Raw genomic sequence first — 16,794 nt, forward strand, 5'->3', positions numbered from 1 at the left:
TACCGTGTCTAGGTACCCTCGTGCATGCAGTACCCCGCCGGAACGAGGAGCCCCGTGAGCACCGCCGACGAGCAGGCCGAGCCGCTTGAGACCGATATGCCCCAGATCACCCGGATTGTGATCGCCGAGGACGAGGCGTTGATCCGTCTCGATCTGAAGGAGATGCTCGAAGAGGAGGGGTACACCGTCGTCGGCGAGGCCGGGGACGGGGCGACGGCGCTCAAGCTGGTCGAGGAGCTCCGGCCGGATCTGGCGATCCTGGACGTGAAGATGCCCGTCCTGGACGGGCTCTCCGCCGCCGAGCAGATCCACGAGGCGCACCTGGCGCCCGTCCTGATGCTGACCGCGTTCTCGCAGCGCGAGCTGGTGGACCGGGCGCGGGACGCGGGCGCGATGGCGTACATCGTGAAGCCGTTCTCCAAGAGCGACCTGGTGCCGGCGATCGAGATGGCCGTCTCCCGGTACACGGAGATGCGGACGCTGGAGGAGGAGATCGCCGATCTCACCCAGCGGCTGGAGACCCGGAAGCTGGTGGACCGGGCGAAGAGTGTCCTGCAGACCAAGTTCGGGCTGAACGAGCCGGCCGCGTTCCGGTGGATCCAAAAGACCTCGATGGACCGTCGCATGACGATGGCCGCGGTTGCGGAGGCCGTGATCGAGGAAGGCGAGGCCCAGGACAAGAAGAAGGCCGACGAGGGCAAGGCCGAGGGCTGAGAAAGCACGAGAGGGGCCCCGTCCGACCGGACGGGGCCCCTCGCCGTGTGCGGGGTCGGTCAGTCCTCGCCGAGGTACGCCTTGCGCACGGACTCGTCGTGGAGCAGGTCGGCGCCGGTGCCCTGGAGGACGATCCGGCCGGTCTCCATCACGTATCCCTGGTCGGAGAGCGACAACGCCGCCTGGGCGTTCTGCTCGACCAGCAGGATCGTCGTGCCGGAGGACTTCAGCTCGACGATGGTCGCCATGATCTTCTGCATCATCAGCGGCGAGAGGCCCATGGAGGGCTCGTCCAGCATGAGCAGCTTGGGCTGGGACATCAGTGCCCGTCCCATCGCGAGCATCTGCTGCTCGCCGCCGGAGAGCGTGCCCGCGGCCTGCTTCCGGCGCTCGCCGAGGATGGGGAAGAGGCCGTAGGCCCGTTCCACGTCGGCGGCGATGCCGGCGGTGTCGCTGCGCAGGAAGGCGCCGAGGAGGAGGTTCTCCTCGATGGTCATGCGGGGGAAGATGTGCCGGCCTTCGGGGGAGTGGGCGAGGCCGAGGGCGACGATCTTGTGGGCGGGGACGACGCCGAGGTCCTGCCCCTCGAAGGTGATCTTCCCGCTGGTGGGCTTGAGGAGCCCGGAGAGGGTGCGCAGGGTGGTGGTCTTGCCGGCGCCGTTGGTGCCGATGAGGGTGGTGACCTCGCCCTGGTTGACGGTGAAGCTGATGCCCTTGACGGCTTCGATCTTGCCGTAGGAGACGCGGAGGTCCTCGACCTCAAGGAGCGCGGTCACTGGTTGTCCTCCGAAGCGGTGGTGCCTTCGAGCGGGGCGCCGAGGTAGGCGGTGATGACGCGTTCGTCGTTCTGGACGGTTTCGCGGTCGCCTTCGACGATCTTCTGGCCCTGGACGAGGACGGCGGTGCGGTCGCAGAGGTTGAAGATGAACCGCATGTCGTGCTCGATGACGAGGATGGAGACGCCGCGGTCGCGGATGGCGAAGACGAGTTCCTCGGCGGCCCTGGTCTCCTGCGGGTTCATGCCGGCGGTGGGCTCGTCGAGGAGGAGGAGGCCGGGGTCGGAGGCGAGGGCGCGGGCGATTTCGAGCTTGCGCTGCTCGCCGTAGGGGAGGTTGCGGGCGAGGTGCTCGGCCTTGTCGGCGAGGCCGGTGAACTCGAGGAGTTCCATGGCGCGGGCGCGGCTCTCGGCTTCGGCGCGGTGGTAGCCGGGGCCGCGGAGGATGGCGGAGAAGAGGCCTTCCTTGGTGCGGCTGTGGCGGCCGACGAGGACGTTTTCCAGGACGGTCATGTTGGCGAAGAGCCGGATGTTCTGGAAGGTGCGGGCGATGCCGGCCTGGGTGACGAGGTGGGGCTTCGGGGGCAGTACGGTGCCCTGGTAGGCGACACGTCCTTCGGTGGGGACGTAGAGCCCGGTGAGGCAGTTGAAGAAGGTGGTCTTGCCGGCGCCGTTGGGGCCGATGAGACCGATGATCTCGCCTTCGCCGACGGTGAGGGAGACGTTGTTGACGGCGGTGAGGCCGCCGAACCGCATGGTGACGCCGGAGACCTCGAGGAGGGGCTTGGCGACGGCGGGGGTGCTGGGGGCGTCGGTGGTGGTCATCTGGCTTTTCACGCCCCTGCCTTGGTGAGTGCGGCGGCGTCGCCGGTGGGCTGTGCCGGGATCGAGGCCTCGTGGAACTCCAGTTGGCGGCGCCGGTTGGGGATGAGTCCTTCCGGGCGCACGCGCATCAGCACGATGAGTGCGATGCCGAAGGCGAGCAGCTGGTAGTTGGAGAGGAATTCGAGCTTCTTCGGGACGAGGAAGAGGAGGGTGGCGCCGGCCAGTGGTCCGCTGATGGTGCCCATGCCGCCGAGGATGACGGCGGCGAGCAGGAAGGCGGAGTTGGGCGGCAGGGCCTCGGCGAAGGTGTACTGGTCGGGGGTGACGGTGTAGCTGACGTGGGCCTGGACGGTGCCGGCGAGGCCGGCGAGGCAGGCGCCGAGGGCGAAGGCGAGGAGCTTGAGGCGGAAGCCGTTGATGCCCATGGCTTCGGCGGCGGTCTCGTCCTCGCGGATGGCGACCCAGGCGCGGCCGATGCGGGAGTTGCCGACGCGGGCGAAGACCAGCACCACGAGGGCGGTGACCAGCAGCATCAGCAGGTAGTAGTTGGAGAAGCGGCCGAGTTCGACGCCGAAGATCGTGGTGGGCTTGCCGAGGTCCCAGCCGAGGATGTTGAGGTCGGGGATCCGGGGGATGCCGTTGGAGCCGTTGGTGATCTTGGGGCCGGTGGTGCCGTTGAGGTTGAGCATGGTGATGCGGAAGATCTCGCCGAAGCCGAGGGTGACGATGGCGAGGTAGTCGCCGCGCAGTCGCAGGGTCGGGGCGCCGATGAGGACGCCGAAGACCATGGAGACGACGGCGCCGGTCAGCATCGCGGCCCAGAAGGGGAACTGGACGTGGATCGGCGAGGCGGGGGAGCCGGAGACCAGGGCGGCGGCGTAGGCGCCGACGCCGAGGAAGGCGACGTACCCGAGGTCGAGCAGGCCGGCGAGGCCGACGACGATGTTGAGGCCGAGGGCGACGGTGGCGAAGATCAGGATGTTGGCGGCGACCGAGGTGTACTGGTCGCTGGTCTGGGTGAACGGGAAGCTGGCGGCGGCGGCGAACGCGGCGCCGGTGGTGACCGAGCGGTACTTGACGGTCAGGGCGCGCAGCCGGGGCAGCAGGCCGGACTTGGTGATCGCGGGCACGACGGCGCCGGCGAGCAGCAGGTAGCCGATGAAGAGCTCGCCGTACTCGGTGTCGATGCCGAAGGTGATGGCGAACAGGCCGATGGCGAAGGCCGCGACGATGAGCAGGACCTCGGCCCAGGAGGGGAGTTCGCGGGCGGCGGGGAGCGGCCGGGTGATGGTGCCGAGGCGCAGCCAGTGGTGGGCGAGGTGGCCGAGCTGGATGAGGAGGACGGCTGCTGCGGCGATGACCACGCCGTTGGCGAGGGCGGTCATGACCGGGGCGACGGGCTTGCTCTCGGGGATCGCGTTGGCGCCGAGGTAGGCGATCAGGGCGACGGGGACGAGGAGGAAGAGCCGCCGGTCGAGGATGCGCAGCTTGACGCCGGTGCGGCGGTCGAGGGGGAGGCCGAGGGCGCCGGCGAGGGTGAGCAGTGAGCCGGCGCCGAGGACCCAGCCGCCGGGTTCGAGGTTGGCGAGGCCGCCGAGGTCGACGGCGATGGCGATGATGGAGAACCAGCCGACGGCGAAGGCGCCGGCGGCGGCGGCGAGGACGGCGTTGTTGCTGCGGGTGGGGGCGGCCCAGCGGAGGCCGGGGACGCCTTGGGTGGCGAGCAGCAGGGCGAGGGTGAGCAGGCCGGCGGTGAGGGCGAGCCACTGGAGGCCGGCGGGGGAGCCGGTGTAGGTGAGGTCGCCGGGGAATTCGGAGGTCCAGGTCCAGGACATCAGGGCGGAGCCGGCGGTGGCGGCTGCGCCGAGGCCGGTGAGGAGGGTGGCGGCGCGGGTGGGCAGGGGGATGACCGGGGTGGTCTCGGTGTTGGGGGTGGTGGTCATGGTGGTCACGCCCTGTCCGCGACGCGCTCGCCGAGCAGGCCCTGTGGCCGGACGAGCAGCACGACGATGAGGAGTACGAAGGCCCAGACGTCCTTCCAGGCGCCGCCTCCGAAGAGGTGCATGCCGGGGAGGTGCTGGATGTACCCGGTGGCGAGGGCTTCGGCGAGGCCGAGGGCGACGCCGCCGAGCATGGCGCCGTAGATGTTGCCGATGCCGCCGAGGACGGCGGCGGTGAAGGCCTTGAGTCCGAGGATGAAGCCCATCCGGAAGTCGACCTGGCCGCTGCGCAGGCCGTAGGCGACGGCGGCGACGGCGGCGAAGGCGGCGCCGATGGCGAAGGCCATGACGATGATCCGGTCGGTGTCGATGCCCATGAGCTTGGCGGTGTCGGGGTCCTGGCTGGTGGCCTGCATGGCGCGGCCGGAGCGGGTGCGGGTGACGAACCAGCCGAGGGCGAGCATGCAGAGCGGGGCGGCGATGATCAGGAAGATGTCGCTGCGCTGGATGGTGACGGAGCCGAGTGCGAAGGGGTCGCCGGGGATCTTCGGGAAGACGCGGGCCTTCTTGGCGTCGGGGTAGAAGGAGAAGACCAGCTGCTGGAGGACGATCGACAGGCCGATCGCGGTGATCAGCGGGGCGAGCCGGGGGGCGCTGCGCAGTGGCCGGTAGGCGAAGCGCTCGGCGGCGACGGCGGTGAGGGTGGAGACCAGGATGCCGGCGATCAGCATCAGCGGTAGGGCCAGCCAGAGTGTGGTGCCGCCGGGGAGGGCGAGGTAGGCGGTCAGGGCGCCGAAGCCGCCGACCATGACGATCTCGCCGTGGGCGAAGTTGATGAGCTGGACGATGCCGTAGACCATCGTGTAGCCGATCGCGACGAGCCCGTAGAGGGCGCCGAGGATCAGGCCGTTGGCCAGCTGCTGCGGTAGGTCGTGCACCGCTGGGCCTCCGTTGTGCGTGGGTGGGTCCGCGTGGGTGGTGGATGTGAGGCGCGCGGGGGCACTCGTGGCGCCCCCGCGCGGGTAACTCCGACGTGCTGTCGTGCTACTGACGCAGGGTCAGGATCAGCCGTTGAAGGTGCCGGACTTCTCCACGGCCCACTTGCCGTCCTTGACGGCGTAGACGGTGAGCTGCTTGTTGGTGGTGTCGCCGAACTCGTCGAACGAGACCTTGCCGGTGACGCCGTCGAAGGAGACCTTCTGGACGGCCTCGACGACCTTGGCGCGCGGGCTGTCGGGGAGCTTGCCGTTGTTGGCGGTCACGACGGCCTTGACGCCCTGGATGATGGCCCAGGCGCTGTCGTAGGAGTAGCCGCCGTAGGTCTCGTAGGCGTCCTTGTAGCCGGCGGTCTTGTAGTCGGCGATGAACTTGGCGGCGGTGGGGAGCTGCTCGACGGGCAGGCCGACGGCGGTGGCGTAGTCACCCTGGCTCTTGGGGTTGAGCTTGATGAAGTCGCCGCTCTGGATGCCGTCGCCGCCCATCAGGGGGATGTTGACGCCGGCGTCCTTGAGCTGGAGGGAGAGCGGGCCGGCGGCGGGGTACTCGCCGCCGTAGTAGACGGCTTCGGCGCCGGAGGCCCTGACCTTGGTGACGACGGCGGCGAAGTCGCGGTCGTCGGGGTTGACGTGCTCCTCGCCGACGATCGTGCCGCCCTGCTTGGTGAACTCGCCCTTGAAGGTGGCGGCGAGGCCGGCGCCGTAGGTCTTCTGGTCGTCGATGAGGAAGACCTTGGTCTTCTTCGCGTCCTTGGCCAGGAACTGGGCCGCGAAGGGGCCCTGCACGGCGTCGGTGGTGGCGGTGCGGAAGTAGGACTTGAAGGGGCGGGCCTTGGTGCCGCTGGCCCACTTCTCGCCCTGGCTGAGGGCGACGCCGGTGTTGGCGGGGGAGATCTGGACGAGGTTGGCGTCGTTGAAGATCTGCTGCATGGACTGGGCGACGCTGGAGTTCAGCGGGCCGACGACGCCGATGACGTTCTTTTCGGCGACCAGCTGGGTGGCGTTCTGCTGGCCCGGGGCGGGCTTGGCGGTGTCGTCCAGGGCCTTGATCTCGAACTTGACGCCGGGCACCTCGTTCTTCTCGTTGGCCTGCTTGACCGCGAGTTCGACGGAGTTGCGGATGCCGAGGCCGAGGGCGGAGAGGTCGCCGGTGAGGGGGGCGTCGACGCCGATGGTGACGGTGGTGCTGGACCCGGCGTTGTTGCCGTCCCCGGACTTCTTCTCGTCGCGGGAGCCGCAGGCGCTGAGGCTCAGGGCGCCGATCACGGCAATGCTCACGACAACTGCTGAACGGTGACGCACGAGGGTCCCCTTCGGTTCGGGAGGGCGCCGCGCCGGAATGGCGGGAACCGGATGCGCGGTGGGCCTGGCCCGATCCGGTGGCGCGGTGACTGGCCGTGACTCTAGATGCCGTTCGGCGGCTCGGGCAGTGGTGTGGCGAGGCTGTGATTCTCTTGTTATGAGCACACGGAGCGCCCGTCTCAGCATGTGGTCGTTTCGGTTCGATCGATCCTGTACTTCCGGGCGTCTACTGGCCGGTAGGTGGATGTAAGGCCCAGAAATGCGGGTCACTCCTGGCCTCTCCGATAATCGGACGCGACCGTTCGCGGTGCTGGTTTCGGGCGTGTGCGTCCGAATAGCGGACGATGGAGAGGTCGATGCCGGAATCCCGGGCCGAGACGGGGTCCGGGAGGTGCTGAATGCTCGGATTTCCTACCTGTTACGCAGTGTTACATTCTGAATGTCTGCCAACATGACAATGCCCCCTTGTATAGACCAACGCCTGCCCAGGGCAGTCGAAGGTCAAACAAGGGGGCGGGCAAGGGAATTGACGGTCGGCCGGGCCGTCCGGGGAGGACCGGCCGGCCGACGGTGCGTCAGAGGTCGCGGAGCATGCAGGTCAGCCGGCAGCTGGTGACCCGCCGGCCGGTGTCGTCGGTGATCGCGATCTCGTAGGTGGCGGCGGTGCGCCCCTTGAACACGGCGGTCGCCACCCCGGTGACCAGCCCGGAGGTGGCCGAGCGGTGGTGGGTGGCGTTGAGGTCCACGCCCACCGCGTACCGGCCCGGGCCGGCGTGCAGCATCGCGCCGACCGAGCCGAGGGTCTCGGCCAGCGCCGCCGAGGCGCCGCCGTGCAGCAGCCCGTACGGCTGCTGGTTGCCCTCGACCGGCATGGTGCCGACCACGCGGTCGCCCGAGGCCTCGACGATCCGGATGCCGAGCTTCTCGCCGAGGTGGCCGCCGGAGAAGGTGGCCGGGTCGACGCCGAGCTTGGCGAAGTGGTCCAGCACCTCCTGCGGGACCTTCAGGACGGGGGCCGCGTCGGGGGCAGCTTCGGTCATGGGGGAGCTCCTGCCGCTTGGGGTCACGTCATCGTGCTGCCAGTGATCGTACGACCGTCCTACTCGGCGGTAGCGGTCGCCTCGGGAGGCTGGCGCGTCGGCGGCCCGGCCTGGCGGGCGGCCGCCGGGGGCGGCGGGCAGCGGCTCCGGCGCGCCCCTTTTGTCGGTGCCGGGCCATAGGATCGGTGACCGGCAGTGGAATCGGCAGGAACGGACGTTGACGTGGCTACGCAGAGTACGGACAAGAGCGCGGCGGGTGGCGGCGGGGCCCGGCCCCGGCTGATGCTGCTCGACGGGCACTCGATGGCCTACCGGGCGTTCTACGCGCTGCCCGTGGAGAACTTCAACACCTCCACCGGCCAGCCCACCAACGCGGTGTACGGCTTCGCCTCGATGCTCGCCAACACCGTCCGGGACGAGCAGCCCACCCACCTCGCGGTGGCCTTCGACCTCTCCCGGCAGACGTTCCGCTCCGCCGAGTTCCCCGACTACAAGGCCAACCGGGCCAAGACGCCGGACGAGTTCCGCAGCCAGGTCCCCCTGATCGGTGAACTCCTCGACGCCATGCGCATCCCGCGGATGACCGTCGAGGGCTTCGAGGCCGACGACATCATCGCCACCCTGGCCACCGCCGCCGAGGCGGCCGGCTTCGACGTCGACATCGTCACCGGCGACCGGGACTCCCTCCAGCTGGTCACCGAGCACGTCACCGTCCTCTACCCGACCAAGGGCGTCTCCGAACTCACCCGCTACACCCCGGAGAAGGTCGCCGAGAAGTACGGCGTCACCCCCCGCCAGTACCCCGACCTCGCGGCGCTGCGCGGCGACCCGTCCGACAACCTGCCCGGCATCCCCGGCGTCGGCGAGAAGACGGCCGCCAAGTGGGTCAACCAGTTCGGCTCGTTCGACGAACTCGTCGCCCGCGCCGACGAGGTGAAGGGCAAGATCGGCGAGAAGCTGCGCGAGCACCTCGACTCGGTCAAGCGCAACCGCATCCTCACCGAACTCGTCCGCGACGTCGAACTCCCCCTCGGCATCGACGACCTGGGCCGCACCGCGTTCGACCGCGAGGCCGTCGCCACCCTGATGGAGTCGCTGGAGTTCCGCAACGCCAACTTCCGCGACCGCGTCCACGGCATCGACCCGGCCGCCGCCGAGCCCGAGGCCGCCGCCGAGCTCGCCCCCGGCGTCGAGGTGGACGGCGAGCTGCTCACCGACCCGGGCACGCTCGCCTCCTGGCTCCGGCAGCACGCCGCCGGCAAGGCGCCCGTCGCGCTCGCCGCCGTCTACCGGTGGGCGCTCGGCACCGGCGAGGTCACCGAGGTGGCGCTCGCCGCCGGAGAGGCCGCCGCCTGGTTCGACCCGGCGCTGCTCGCCGAGGAGGACGAACGCGCCTTCGCCGCCTGGCTGGCCGACCCGGCCGCCCCCAAGGCCCTGCACATCGCCAAGCAGGTCATGCGCGCCTTCGCCGAACGCGGCTGGACCATCGAGGGCGTCGTCGCCGACACCGCCCTCGCCGCCTACCTGGAGAAGCCCGGCCGCCGCACCTTCACCCTGGAGGTGCTCGCCGAGGAGTACCTGGCCCGCTCGCTCGCCCCGGCCCCCGTCGCCGAGTCCGGCCAGCTCGCCTTCGACGCCCCCGACGAGGGCGACGACACCGACGCGGTGGCGGCCCGCGCCCAGGCGCTGATGCTCCAGTCCCGCGCCGTGCTCGACCTCGCCGCGCTCTTCGACACCCGCCTCGCCGAGGTCGGCGCCACCGAGCTGCTGCGCGACATGGAGCTGCCGATCGCCGCCCTGCTGGCCCGGATGGAGCGCACCGGCATCGCCGCCGACCGCCCCTGGCTCACCGGCCTGGAGAGCCAGTTCGCCGCCGAGATCCAGCGCGTGGTGGAGGAGGCGCACGCCGCCGCCGGCCACGAGTTCAACCTCGGCTCGCCCAAGCAGCTCCAGGAGATCCTCTTCGGCGAGCTGGCCCTGCCCAAGACCAAGAAGATCAAGACCGGCTACACCACCGACGCCGACGCGCTCACCTGGCTCGCCACCCAGACCGACAACGAACTGCCGGTCATCCTGCTGCGCCACCGCGACCAGGCCAAGCTGCGCACCACCGTCGAGGGCCTGCTCAAGACGGTCTCCCCGGCCGGGCGGATCCACACCACCTTCAACCAGATGGTCGCCGCCACCGGCCGGCTCTCCTCGCAGGACCCGAACCTGCAGAACATCCCGGTCCGCACCGAGGAGGGCCGGATGATCCGCCGCGCCTTCGTCGTCGGCGAGGGCTACGAGGCGCTGCTGACCGCCGACTACTCGCAGATCGAGCTGCGCATCATGGCCCACCTCTCCGAGGACGAGGCCCTGATCGAGGCCTTCGCCACCGGCGAGGACCTCCACACCACCGTCGCCTCCCAGGTCTTCGAGGTCCCCGGCGACGCGGTCGACGCCGAGATGCGCCGCAAGATCAAGGCGATGTCCTACGGCCTGGCCTACGGGCTCTCCGCGTACGGGCTCTCCCAGCAGCTCGGCATCAAGCCCGCCGAGGCCCAGGGCCTGATGGACACCTACTTCGAGCGGTTCGGCGGCGTCCGCGACTACCTGCGCCGGGTCGTCGACGAGGCCCGCGCCACCGGCTACACCGAGACCCTGCTCGGCCGCCGCCGCTACCTGCCGGACCTCAACAGCGACAACCGCCAGCGCCGCGAGATGGCCGAGCGGATGGCCCTCAACGCCCCGATCCAGGGCTCGGCCGCCGACATCGTCAAGATCGCCATGCTGCGGGTCGACGAGGCGCTGACCGCCGCCGGCCTCACCTCCCGGATGCTGCTCCAGGTGCACGACGAAATCGTGCTGGAGCTGGCACCCGGCGAGCGTGAGCAGGTCGAGGCGATCGTCCGCGAGCAGATGGCCGGCGCCTACCCGCTGCGCGCCCCGCTCGACGTGTCCGTCGGCGTCGGCGCCAACTGGGAGTCCGCCGCGCACTGACGCGGTGTCAAGGAGTCGCGGGTGCAGGCAGGTTCCCGGATCCGCCCGCGGCTCCTACCCTGGTCCCATGGGGATTGCGGGGGTGCTGCGGAGCGGGCCGGAGTCGGCGGCCCTGGTGCTCCGGGAGGGCGGCGGGACGCGGCGCCGGGCGCTCGCGCGCTGCCTGACCGCGTTCGGGACGGCGATGGGCGCGCCGCTGGTCCTGGCCGTGCCGACCCTGCTGGTCGCGTTCTTCATGCTGCTCGCCGGAGCGACCGCCGCCACCATCGGCCGGGTGGCCGGGGGGATCGCCGGCGTCGAGTACCTGCTGGCCGTCCCGCTCCTGGCCCGGCTGGCGTACACCACCGTCCACCGGCTGGAGTTCGCCCCGGCGGCGGCCCCGGAGAGGTTCCGGCTGGTCCGGGCCGGACGCCCGGACGCCTGGCAGCCGCTCGCCGGGCTCTGCGGCATCCGGCTGGAGCACAAGGTCACCGAGCCCCACCCGGGCGATCCGCAGCCGGCCGAGGAGCAGCTCGTCGTCCGCCTGGACCTCGCCGGCGACGAACTCCGGTGGACCCCGCCCGCCGGCACCGACCCGGAGCGGCTGCACCGGGCCCTGACCGCCCTGCTCGGCCCCGGCGGCGTGCGGGTCGAGCTGGTCACCGGCCGCACCGTCCGGTCCCGCCCGACGCGCGGAACCGGCCGGACCACCGGCGGCTCGGCCTCCGCCAACTCCGGTGGCTTCTCGGGCGGCGGCTGAGCCGGCCCGGCCCCTCGCGGGGCCCTGCCGGCGGGCATTGGTGCGCCTGGCCGGCTCGGCGGCGAGCGGAGCGGGATGGGGTCCCCCCTAACCGGAGGCCGGGGGAGGGTCCTCCGGCCACGGGTGCCGCGGGTAGCGGCCGCGCAGGTCGGCGCGGACGGCCCGGTAGCCGTCGCGCCAGAACGAGGCGAGGTCGCCGGTGACGGCGGCCGGGCGCCCGGCGGGGGAGAGCAGGTGGACGGTGAGCGGCACCCGCCCGCCGGCCAGCGCCGGGGCCGCGGCCCAGCCGAACAGCTCCTGCAACTTCACCGCCAGCACCGGGCGTTCGCCGCTGTAGTCGACCCGGATCCGGGAGCCGGACGGCACCGTGATCCGTTCCGGCGCCAGCTCGTCCAGCCGCCCGGCCTCGCCGGTGGCCCAGGGGAGCAGGCGTTGGAGGGCGGCGGTGGTGTCGATCCGGGCGAGGTCGGAGCGGCGGCGGGCGCGGGAGAGTTCGGGCTCCAGCCATTCCTCGGCGCGTTCGAGGAGCGCGGCGTCGCTGACGTCGGGCCAGGGGTCGCCGATCGCGGCACGCAGGAAGGCCAGGCGTTCGCGCAGGCCGGGGGAGGGCCAGGCGAGCAGGGTGCTCACGCCCTCGCGGGCGAGGCCCTCCAGCAGTGCGGCGCGCACCAGCGCCGGCTCGGGCCGGTCCAGCTTCGCCGAGGCCAGCTCGACGGCGCCCAGCGACTCCACCCGCCGGGCGGTCACCTCGCCGTGCCGGGTGGACCAGTGGACCTCCTCCCGGGAGGCCAGCAGCGGCGCACCGGCCAGGCGGGCGGTGGACTCGTCCAGCGCGGCCGCGTGCAGCACCCGTGCGGAGGGCGAGCCCGCGGGGCGGTCGGCAACGGCGACGGCCAGCCACGGGAGGGCGCCCAGCGCGGTGCCGGGGGCCAGCTCGGCGGCCGTCCCGGAGGCCATCAGGTACGGGCTGCGCTCGCCGGGCTCGGGCCGTTCCCGCCGGGCCCGGGCGATCCGCTCGGGGAAGGCCAGTGCCACGACGAGGCCGACGGCCGCGGCGTCCGGCAGGGCGGTGGCGGGGGTGTCGCCGACGCCGCGCAGCAGCCGGCGGACCTCGTCGCGCCAGCGGCCCGCGTAGGGGTCGCGGGAGTCCCGGACGGTGCGCCGGACCGCGCCCAGGTCGTCCCCGAGGGCGCGCGGGGGCTCCTCGGACAGCAGTGCGACCACCTCGGCGGCCCGGCGCGCGCCGACCGCCGCCGCGCCGTCGACCAGGGCGCGGGCGAGGCGCGGGTGCAGTCCGGTGCGGGCGAGGCGGATGCCGCGCGGGGTGGCCCGGCCGTCCTCCTCCACCGCGCCGAGTGCCCGCAGGGTCTGCCGGGCGGCGGCCATCGCGCCGGCCGGGGGCCGGTCGGGCAGGGCGAGGCCGGCGGCGTCCGGGTCGCCCCAGCAGGCGGCCTGGAGGGCGAACGGGGTGAGGTCGGCGAGCGCGATCTCGGGGGTGGGGTAGCGGGCGGCGAGGGCGTCCTCGGCCTCCGCCCAGCAGCGGTAGACGGTGCCGGGGGCCTCGCGGCCGGCACGGCCGGCGCGCTGGCGGGCGGCGGCGAGCGAGGCGCGGACGGTGACCAGGCCGGCCAGGCCGCGGGCGTGGTCGGTGCGCGGCTCGCGGGCCAGGCCGGCGTCGACCACGACCCGCACGCCCGGCACGGTGAGCGAGGACTCGGCGACGGCGGTGGCCAGCACCACCCGCCGCCCCTCGCCCGCGGCCAGCGCCGCGTCCTGCACCGCCTGCGGTGCGCGGCCGTGCAGCTGGAGCACGTCGGCCGGTGCCCCGGCGAGCAGTGCGGCGACGCGGGCGATCTCGCCGACGCCGGGCAGGAAGCAGAGGACGTCCCCGTCGCGTTCGCCGAGGGCCCGCCGGACGGTGGCGGCGACGTGCTCGAGCAGCGCCGGGTCGACCCGGGTGCCGTGCGCGGGGCGGACGCCGCGCGGCGGCGGCGCCCAGACCGTCTCGACGGGGTGAGCGACCCCGTGCGCCTGGACCACCTCGGCGCCGCCGAGCAGGTCGGCCCAGGCGGCGGTGTCGGAGGTGGCGGAGGCGCAGACGATGCCCAGCTCGGGCCGGAGCGCGGCCCGGACGTCGAGCAGGAAGGCGAGCGCGGTGTCCGCGTCGAGGTGCCGCTCGTGGCACTCGTCCAGCACGACGAGGTCGACGCCGGGCAGCTCCTGGTCGCGCTGGAGGCGCTGGAGCAGCACGCCGGTGGTGACCACCTCGACCACGGTCCGCGGCCCGGTCCTGCGCTCGCCGCGCACGGTGTAGCCGACCTGGTCGCCGACGGCGGAGCCGAGCAGCCAGGCCATCCGCCGGGCCGCGGCCCGGACGGCGAGCCGGCGCGGTTCGGCGACGAGCACCCGGCGGGCGGGGCGGCCGTCCCCGAGGAGGCCGGCCAGGGCGAGCGGCACCAGCGTGGTCTTGCCGGTGCCGGGCGGCGCGGCCAGCACGGCCACGCCGTGAACGTCGAGCGCGCGGTGCAGGGCGGGCAGGGCGGTACGGACGGGCAGCTCGCGCCAGGCAGGGTTCACCCGCACAGTCTCCCCGACGGCCGGGCATCCCGACGGCCCCGCGGTCCCGGCCGTCCCGGTGCTGCGGGGCGGCCGGGGCGCCCACCAGGCCTCAGTCCCGCTCGGCGACGAAGATCGCCGTTCCGGGGATCAGCCGCCCGCGCAGCGGCGACCAGCCGCCCCACTCCTGTTCGTGTCCCTCCGGCCACTCCGGCTCCACCAGGTCCACCAGCCGGAACCCGGCGCCGACCAGCTCGCGCACGCGGTCCCCGACGGTGCGGTGGTGCTCGACGTAGGTGGCGTGCCCGTGCTCGTCCTGCTCGACGTACGGGGTGCGGTCGAAGTAGGAGGCGACGGCGGTCAGCCCCTCGACGCCGGGCTCGTCGGGGAAGGCCCAGCGGATGGGGTGGGTCACCGAGAAGACCCAGCGCCCGCCCGGCCGCAGCACCCGGTGCACCTCGCGCATCAGCGCGTCGGTGTCGGCGCTGAACGGCACCGCGCCGTAGGCGGAGCAGGCGAGGTCGAAGGAGCCGTCGGCGAAGGGGAGCACGGCGGCGTCGGCCTGGACGACCGCCACCGGCGGGGTGTCGCGGGCGAGGTCGATCCGGAGGGAGTGCTGGAGCTGGCGGAAGGAGATGTCCAGCGCGACGGGCCGGGCGCCCTGGCGGGCGAGCCAGCGCGAGCACTGGGCGGCGCCGGCGCCGATCTCCAGCACGGTCCGGCCCTCGACCTCGCCGAGCAGCCGGGCGTCGGCCTCGTCCAGGCCCTCGGGGCACCAGGTGAACCGGTCGTCACCGAGGAACTCGCCGTGCTCGTCCTGGTATTCGTCGGCGTTGCGGTCCCACCAGTGCCGGCTGGCCCGGCTGCTCTCACCGGCCTGGGCGTCGCGCCTTACCGCGTCGTCGCCGTCGTCGTCAAGATCATGGACGTCGGACTGGGGGGTGGTGGCCACGGTGATAATGCCCATCGCGTAGGGTGTGGTCTGCGGAAGCGCCGCTGCCGCGAACCGGCCCCGCAAGGGTCCGGGTCCTGGCGGTGGCATCCGGGGAAAGGCTTCCTGCGGCCGCCACTGTGAGGTGCGCAATCGGAGGATATGGCCTGATCCATACCGGCCTCCACCGTCTTGGCGCTCTTGGCGTTGACCGTGCCTGGCCGTCCCCGTATGCTACAAGTTGCGCTGCGGGCCTGCGCGCCTCGGACGGAGCAGGTCGCGCTCGCATCTGTCGAAGACCCCACGGTCGCAAGACGGACGCCGATTTCTCGCTTCCCGCGGGAGCTCTGGTGGGCCGTGTTCTTGGCTGTCCGGCTTTCGGTGGGAGCGATACGGGCCCTCCGCGTGGCATTACCTACGACTTCATGTCCGTACCGGAGCCCTTTTCCTAATGACGAGCCCCACCGACTCCTCCACCAGCACCACCCCGCAGGTCGCGGTCAACGACATCGGCGACGCTGAGGCCTTCCTCGCCGCCATCGACGAGACCATCAAGTACTTCAACGATGGCGACATCGTCGAGGGCGTCATCGTGAAGGTCGACCGTGACGAGGTGCTCCTCGACATCGGTTACAAGACCGAGGGCGTCATCCCGTCCCGTGAGCTCTCGATCAAGCACGACGTTGACCCGCACGAGGTCGTCTCCGTCGGTGACAACATCGAGGCCCTGGTTCTCCAGAAGGAGGACAAGGAGGGTCGTCTCATCCTGTCCAAGAAGCGCGCTCAGTACGAGCGTGCCTGGGGCACGATCGAGAAGATCAAGGAAGAGGACGGCATCGTCACCGGTACCGTCATCGAGGTCGTCAAGGGTGGTCTCATCCTCGACATCGGCCTCCGTGGCTTCCTGCCGGCCTCGCTCGTCGAGATGCGTCGTGTCCGCGACCTCCAGCCCTACGTGGGCAAGGAGCTCGAGGCCAAGATCATCGAGCTGGACAAGAACCGCAACAACGTGGTCCTGTCCCGCCGTGCCTGGCTGGAGCAGACCCAGAGCGAGGTCCGCCAGACCTTCCTCACCACCCTGCAGAAGGGTCAGGTGCGCTCCGGCGTCGTTTCCTCGATCGTCAACTTCGGTGCGTTCGTGGACCTCGGCGGCGTCGACGGTCTGGTTCACGTCTCCGAGCTGTCCTGGAAGCACATCGACCACCCGTCCGAGGTTGTCGAGGTCGGCCAGGAGGTCACCGTCGAGGTTCTCGACGTTGACATGGACCGCGAGCGCGTCTCCCTGTCGCTGAAGGCGACCCAGGAGGACCCGTGGCAGCAGTTCGCCCGTACCCACCAGATCGGCCAGGTCGTTCCGGGTAAGGTCACCAAGCTGGTTCCGTTCGGTGCGTTCGTCCGCGTGGACGAGGGCATCGAGGGTCTGGTCCACATCTCCGAGCTGGCCGAGCGCCACGTCGAGATCCCGGAGCAGGTCGTCCAGGTCGGCGACGACATCTTCGTCAAGGTCATCGACATCGACCTCGAGCGTCGTCGCATCAGCCTCTCGCTGAAGCAGGCCAACGAGGCCCTCGGTGCCAACCCGGCCGAGGTCGAGTTCGACCCGACCCTGTACGGCATGGCCGCTTCGTACGACGACCAGGGCAACTACATCTACCCGGAGGGCTTCGACCCCGAGGCGAACGACTGGCTGCCCGGCTTCGAGAAGCAGCGTGAGGAGTGGGAGCGCCAGTACGCCGAGGCGCAGTCGCGCTTCGAGCTGCACCAGGCCCAGGTCATCAAGAGCCGTGAGGCCGACGCCGAGGCCGCTGCCGAGGGTGGCGACGCCGTCGCCGCCGCCGCCGGTGGCTCGTACTCCTCCAGCAGCGACGAGGGCTCCGGCGCTCTCGCTTCGGACGAGGCCCTGGCCGCCCTGCGCGAGAAGCTGGCCGGTGGCCAGAGCTGAGGCTCTGACCCCGCTGGTGCTCGGCGCATAGCGCCATAGCGTCACCGATGAAC

12 protein-coding genes are annotated in these 16,794 nt (G+C 71.9%); 4 read left to right on the plus strand and 8 right to left on the minus strand.

Annotated features, from left to right (window positions below; translation table 11 throughout):
* Positions 1 to 24 precede the first annotated feature (24 nt).
* On the plus strand, positions 25 to 714 hold the full coding sequence (locus tag ACZ5WK_RS07300; RefSeq protein ID WP_465545811.1) for an ANTAR domain-containing response regulator: 690 nt from the start codon (positions 25 to 27) through the stop codon (positions 712 to 714).
* A 59-nt stretch (positions 715 to 773) separates the two neighbouring features.
* Here ACZ5WK_RS07300 and ACZ5WK_RS07305 read toward each other — a convergent pair whose 3' ends face one another.
* From ACZ5WK_RS07305 to ACZ5WK_RS07330, 6 genes are all read right to left on the minus strand, one after another.
* Positions 774 to 1,490 (minus strand): ABC transporter ATP-binding protein, encoded by a 717-nt coding sequence (locus ACZ5WK_RS07305; RefSeq protein WP_465545813.1) that lies wholly within the window; start codon positions 1,488 to 1,490, stop codon positions 774 to 776.
* Positions 1,487 to 2,314 carry an ABC transporter ATP-binding protein gene (locus ACZ5WK_RS07310; RefSeq protein WP_465545815.1) on the minus strand — a complete coding sequence of 276 codons (828 nt, stop codon included), beginning with the start codon at positions 2,312 to 2,314 and terminating at the stop codon, positions 1,487 to 1,489. Before ACZ5WK_RS07310 ends, ACZ5WK_RS07305 begins: the two co-directional genes overlap by 4 nt.
* Before the next feature lie 8 nt (positions 2,315 to 2,322).
* Entirely contained in the window at positions 2,323 to 4,257 is a 1,935-nt protein-coding gene (locus ACZ5WK_RS07315) for a branched-chain amino acid ABC transporter permease (protein ID WP_465545957.1), read from the minus strand.
* Between the two features lie 5 nt (positions 4,258 to 4,262).
* Positions 4,263 to 5,192, minus strand: a complete 930-nt coding sequence (locus ACZ5WK_RS07320) for a branched-chain amino acid ABC transporter permease (protein WP_396319305.1) — start codon at positions 5,190 to 5,192, stop codon at positions 4,263 to 4,265.
* Positions 5,193 to 5,318: 126 nt separating this feature from the next.
* On the minus strand, positions 5,319 to 6,551 hold the full coding sequence (locus ACZ5WK_RS07325) for a branched-chain amino acid ABC transporter substrate-binding protein (RefSeq protein ID WP_465545817.1): 1,233 nt from the start codon (positions 6,549 to 6,551) through the stop codon (positions 5,319 to 5,321).
* Positions 6,552 to 7,126: 575 nt separating this feature from the next.
* Positions 7,127 to 7,591 carry a PaaI family thioesterase gene (locus tag ACZ5WK_RS07330; protein ID WP_148645592.1) on the minus strand — a complete coding sequence of 155 codons (465 nt, stop codon included), beginning with the start codon at positions 7,589 to 7,591 and terminating at the stop codon, positions 7,127 to 7,129.
* Positions 7,592 to 7,873: 282 nt separating this feature from the next.
* On the opposite strand from ACZ5WK_RS07330, the gene polA reads away from it, so the two are divergent.
* Together polA and ACZ5WK_RS07340 are read left to right on the plus strand one after the other, a co-directional pair.
* Positions 7,874 to 10,573 (plus strand): DNA polymerase I, encoded by a 2,700-nt coding sequence (gene polA / locus ACZ5WK_RS07335; protein ID WP_465545959.1) that lies wholly within the window; start codon positions 7,874 to 7,876, stop codon positions 10,571 to 10,573.
* Between the two features lie 67 nt (positions 10,574 to 10,640).
* Positions 10,641 to 11,312, plus strand: a complete 672-nt coding sequence (locus ACZ5WK_RS07340) for a hypothetical protein (protein WP_465545819.1) — start codon at positions 10,641 to 10,643, stop codon at positions 11,310 to 11,312.
* An 87-nt stretch (positions 11,313 to 11,399) separates the two neighbouring features.
* On the opposite strand, the gene hrpB is transcribed toward ACZ5WK_RS07340, so the two are convergent.
* Both hrpB and ACZ5WK_RS07350 read right to left on the minus strand, forming a co-directional pair.
* On the minus strand, positions 11,400 to 13,889 hold the full coding sequence (gene hrpB / locus ACZ5WK_RS07345) for an ATP-dependent helicase HrpB (protein ID WP_465545820.1): 2,490 nt from the start codon (positions 13,887 to 13,889) through the stop codon (positions 11,400 to 11,402).
* A gap of 91 nt (positions 13,890 to 13,980) precedes the next feature.
* On the minus strand, positions 13,981 to 14,835 hold the full coding sequence (locus ACZ5WK_RS07350) for a class I SAM-dependent methyltransferase (protein WP_396319301.1): 855 nt from the start codon (positions 14,833 to 14,835) through the stop codon (positions 13,981 to 13,983).
* 415 nt (positions 14,836 to 15,250) lie between these two features.
* Between ACZ5WK_RS07350 and rpsA the strand changes: the two genes are divergently transcribed.
* Entirely contained in the window at positions 15,251 to 16,741 is a 1,491-nt protein-coding gene (gene rpsA / locus ACZ5WK_RS07355) for a 30S ribosomal protein S1 (protein ID WP_396319300.1), read from the plus strand.
* Positions 16,742 to 16,794: the final 53 nt, after the last annotated feature.

This window comes from Kitasatospora sp. NPDC032757, assembly GCF_055579305.1.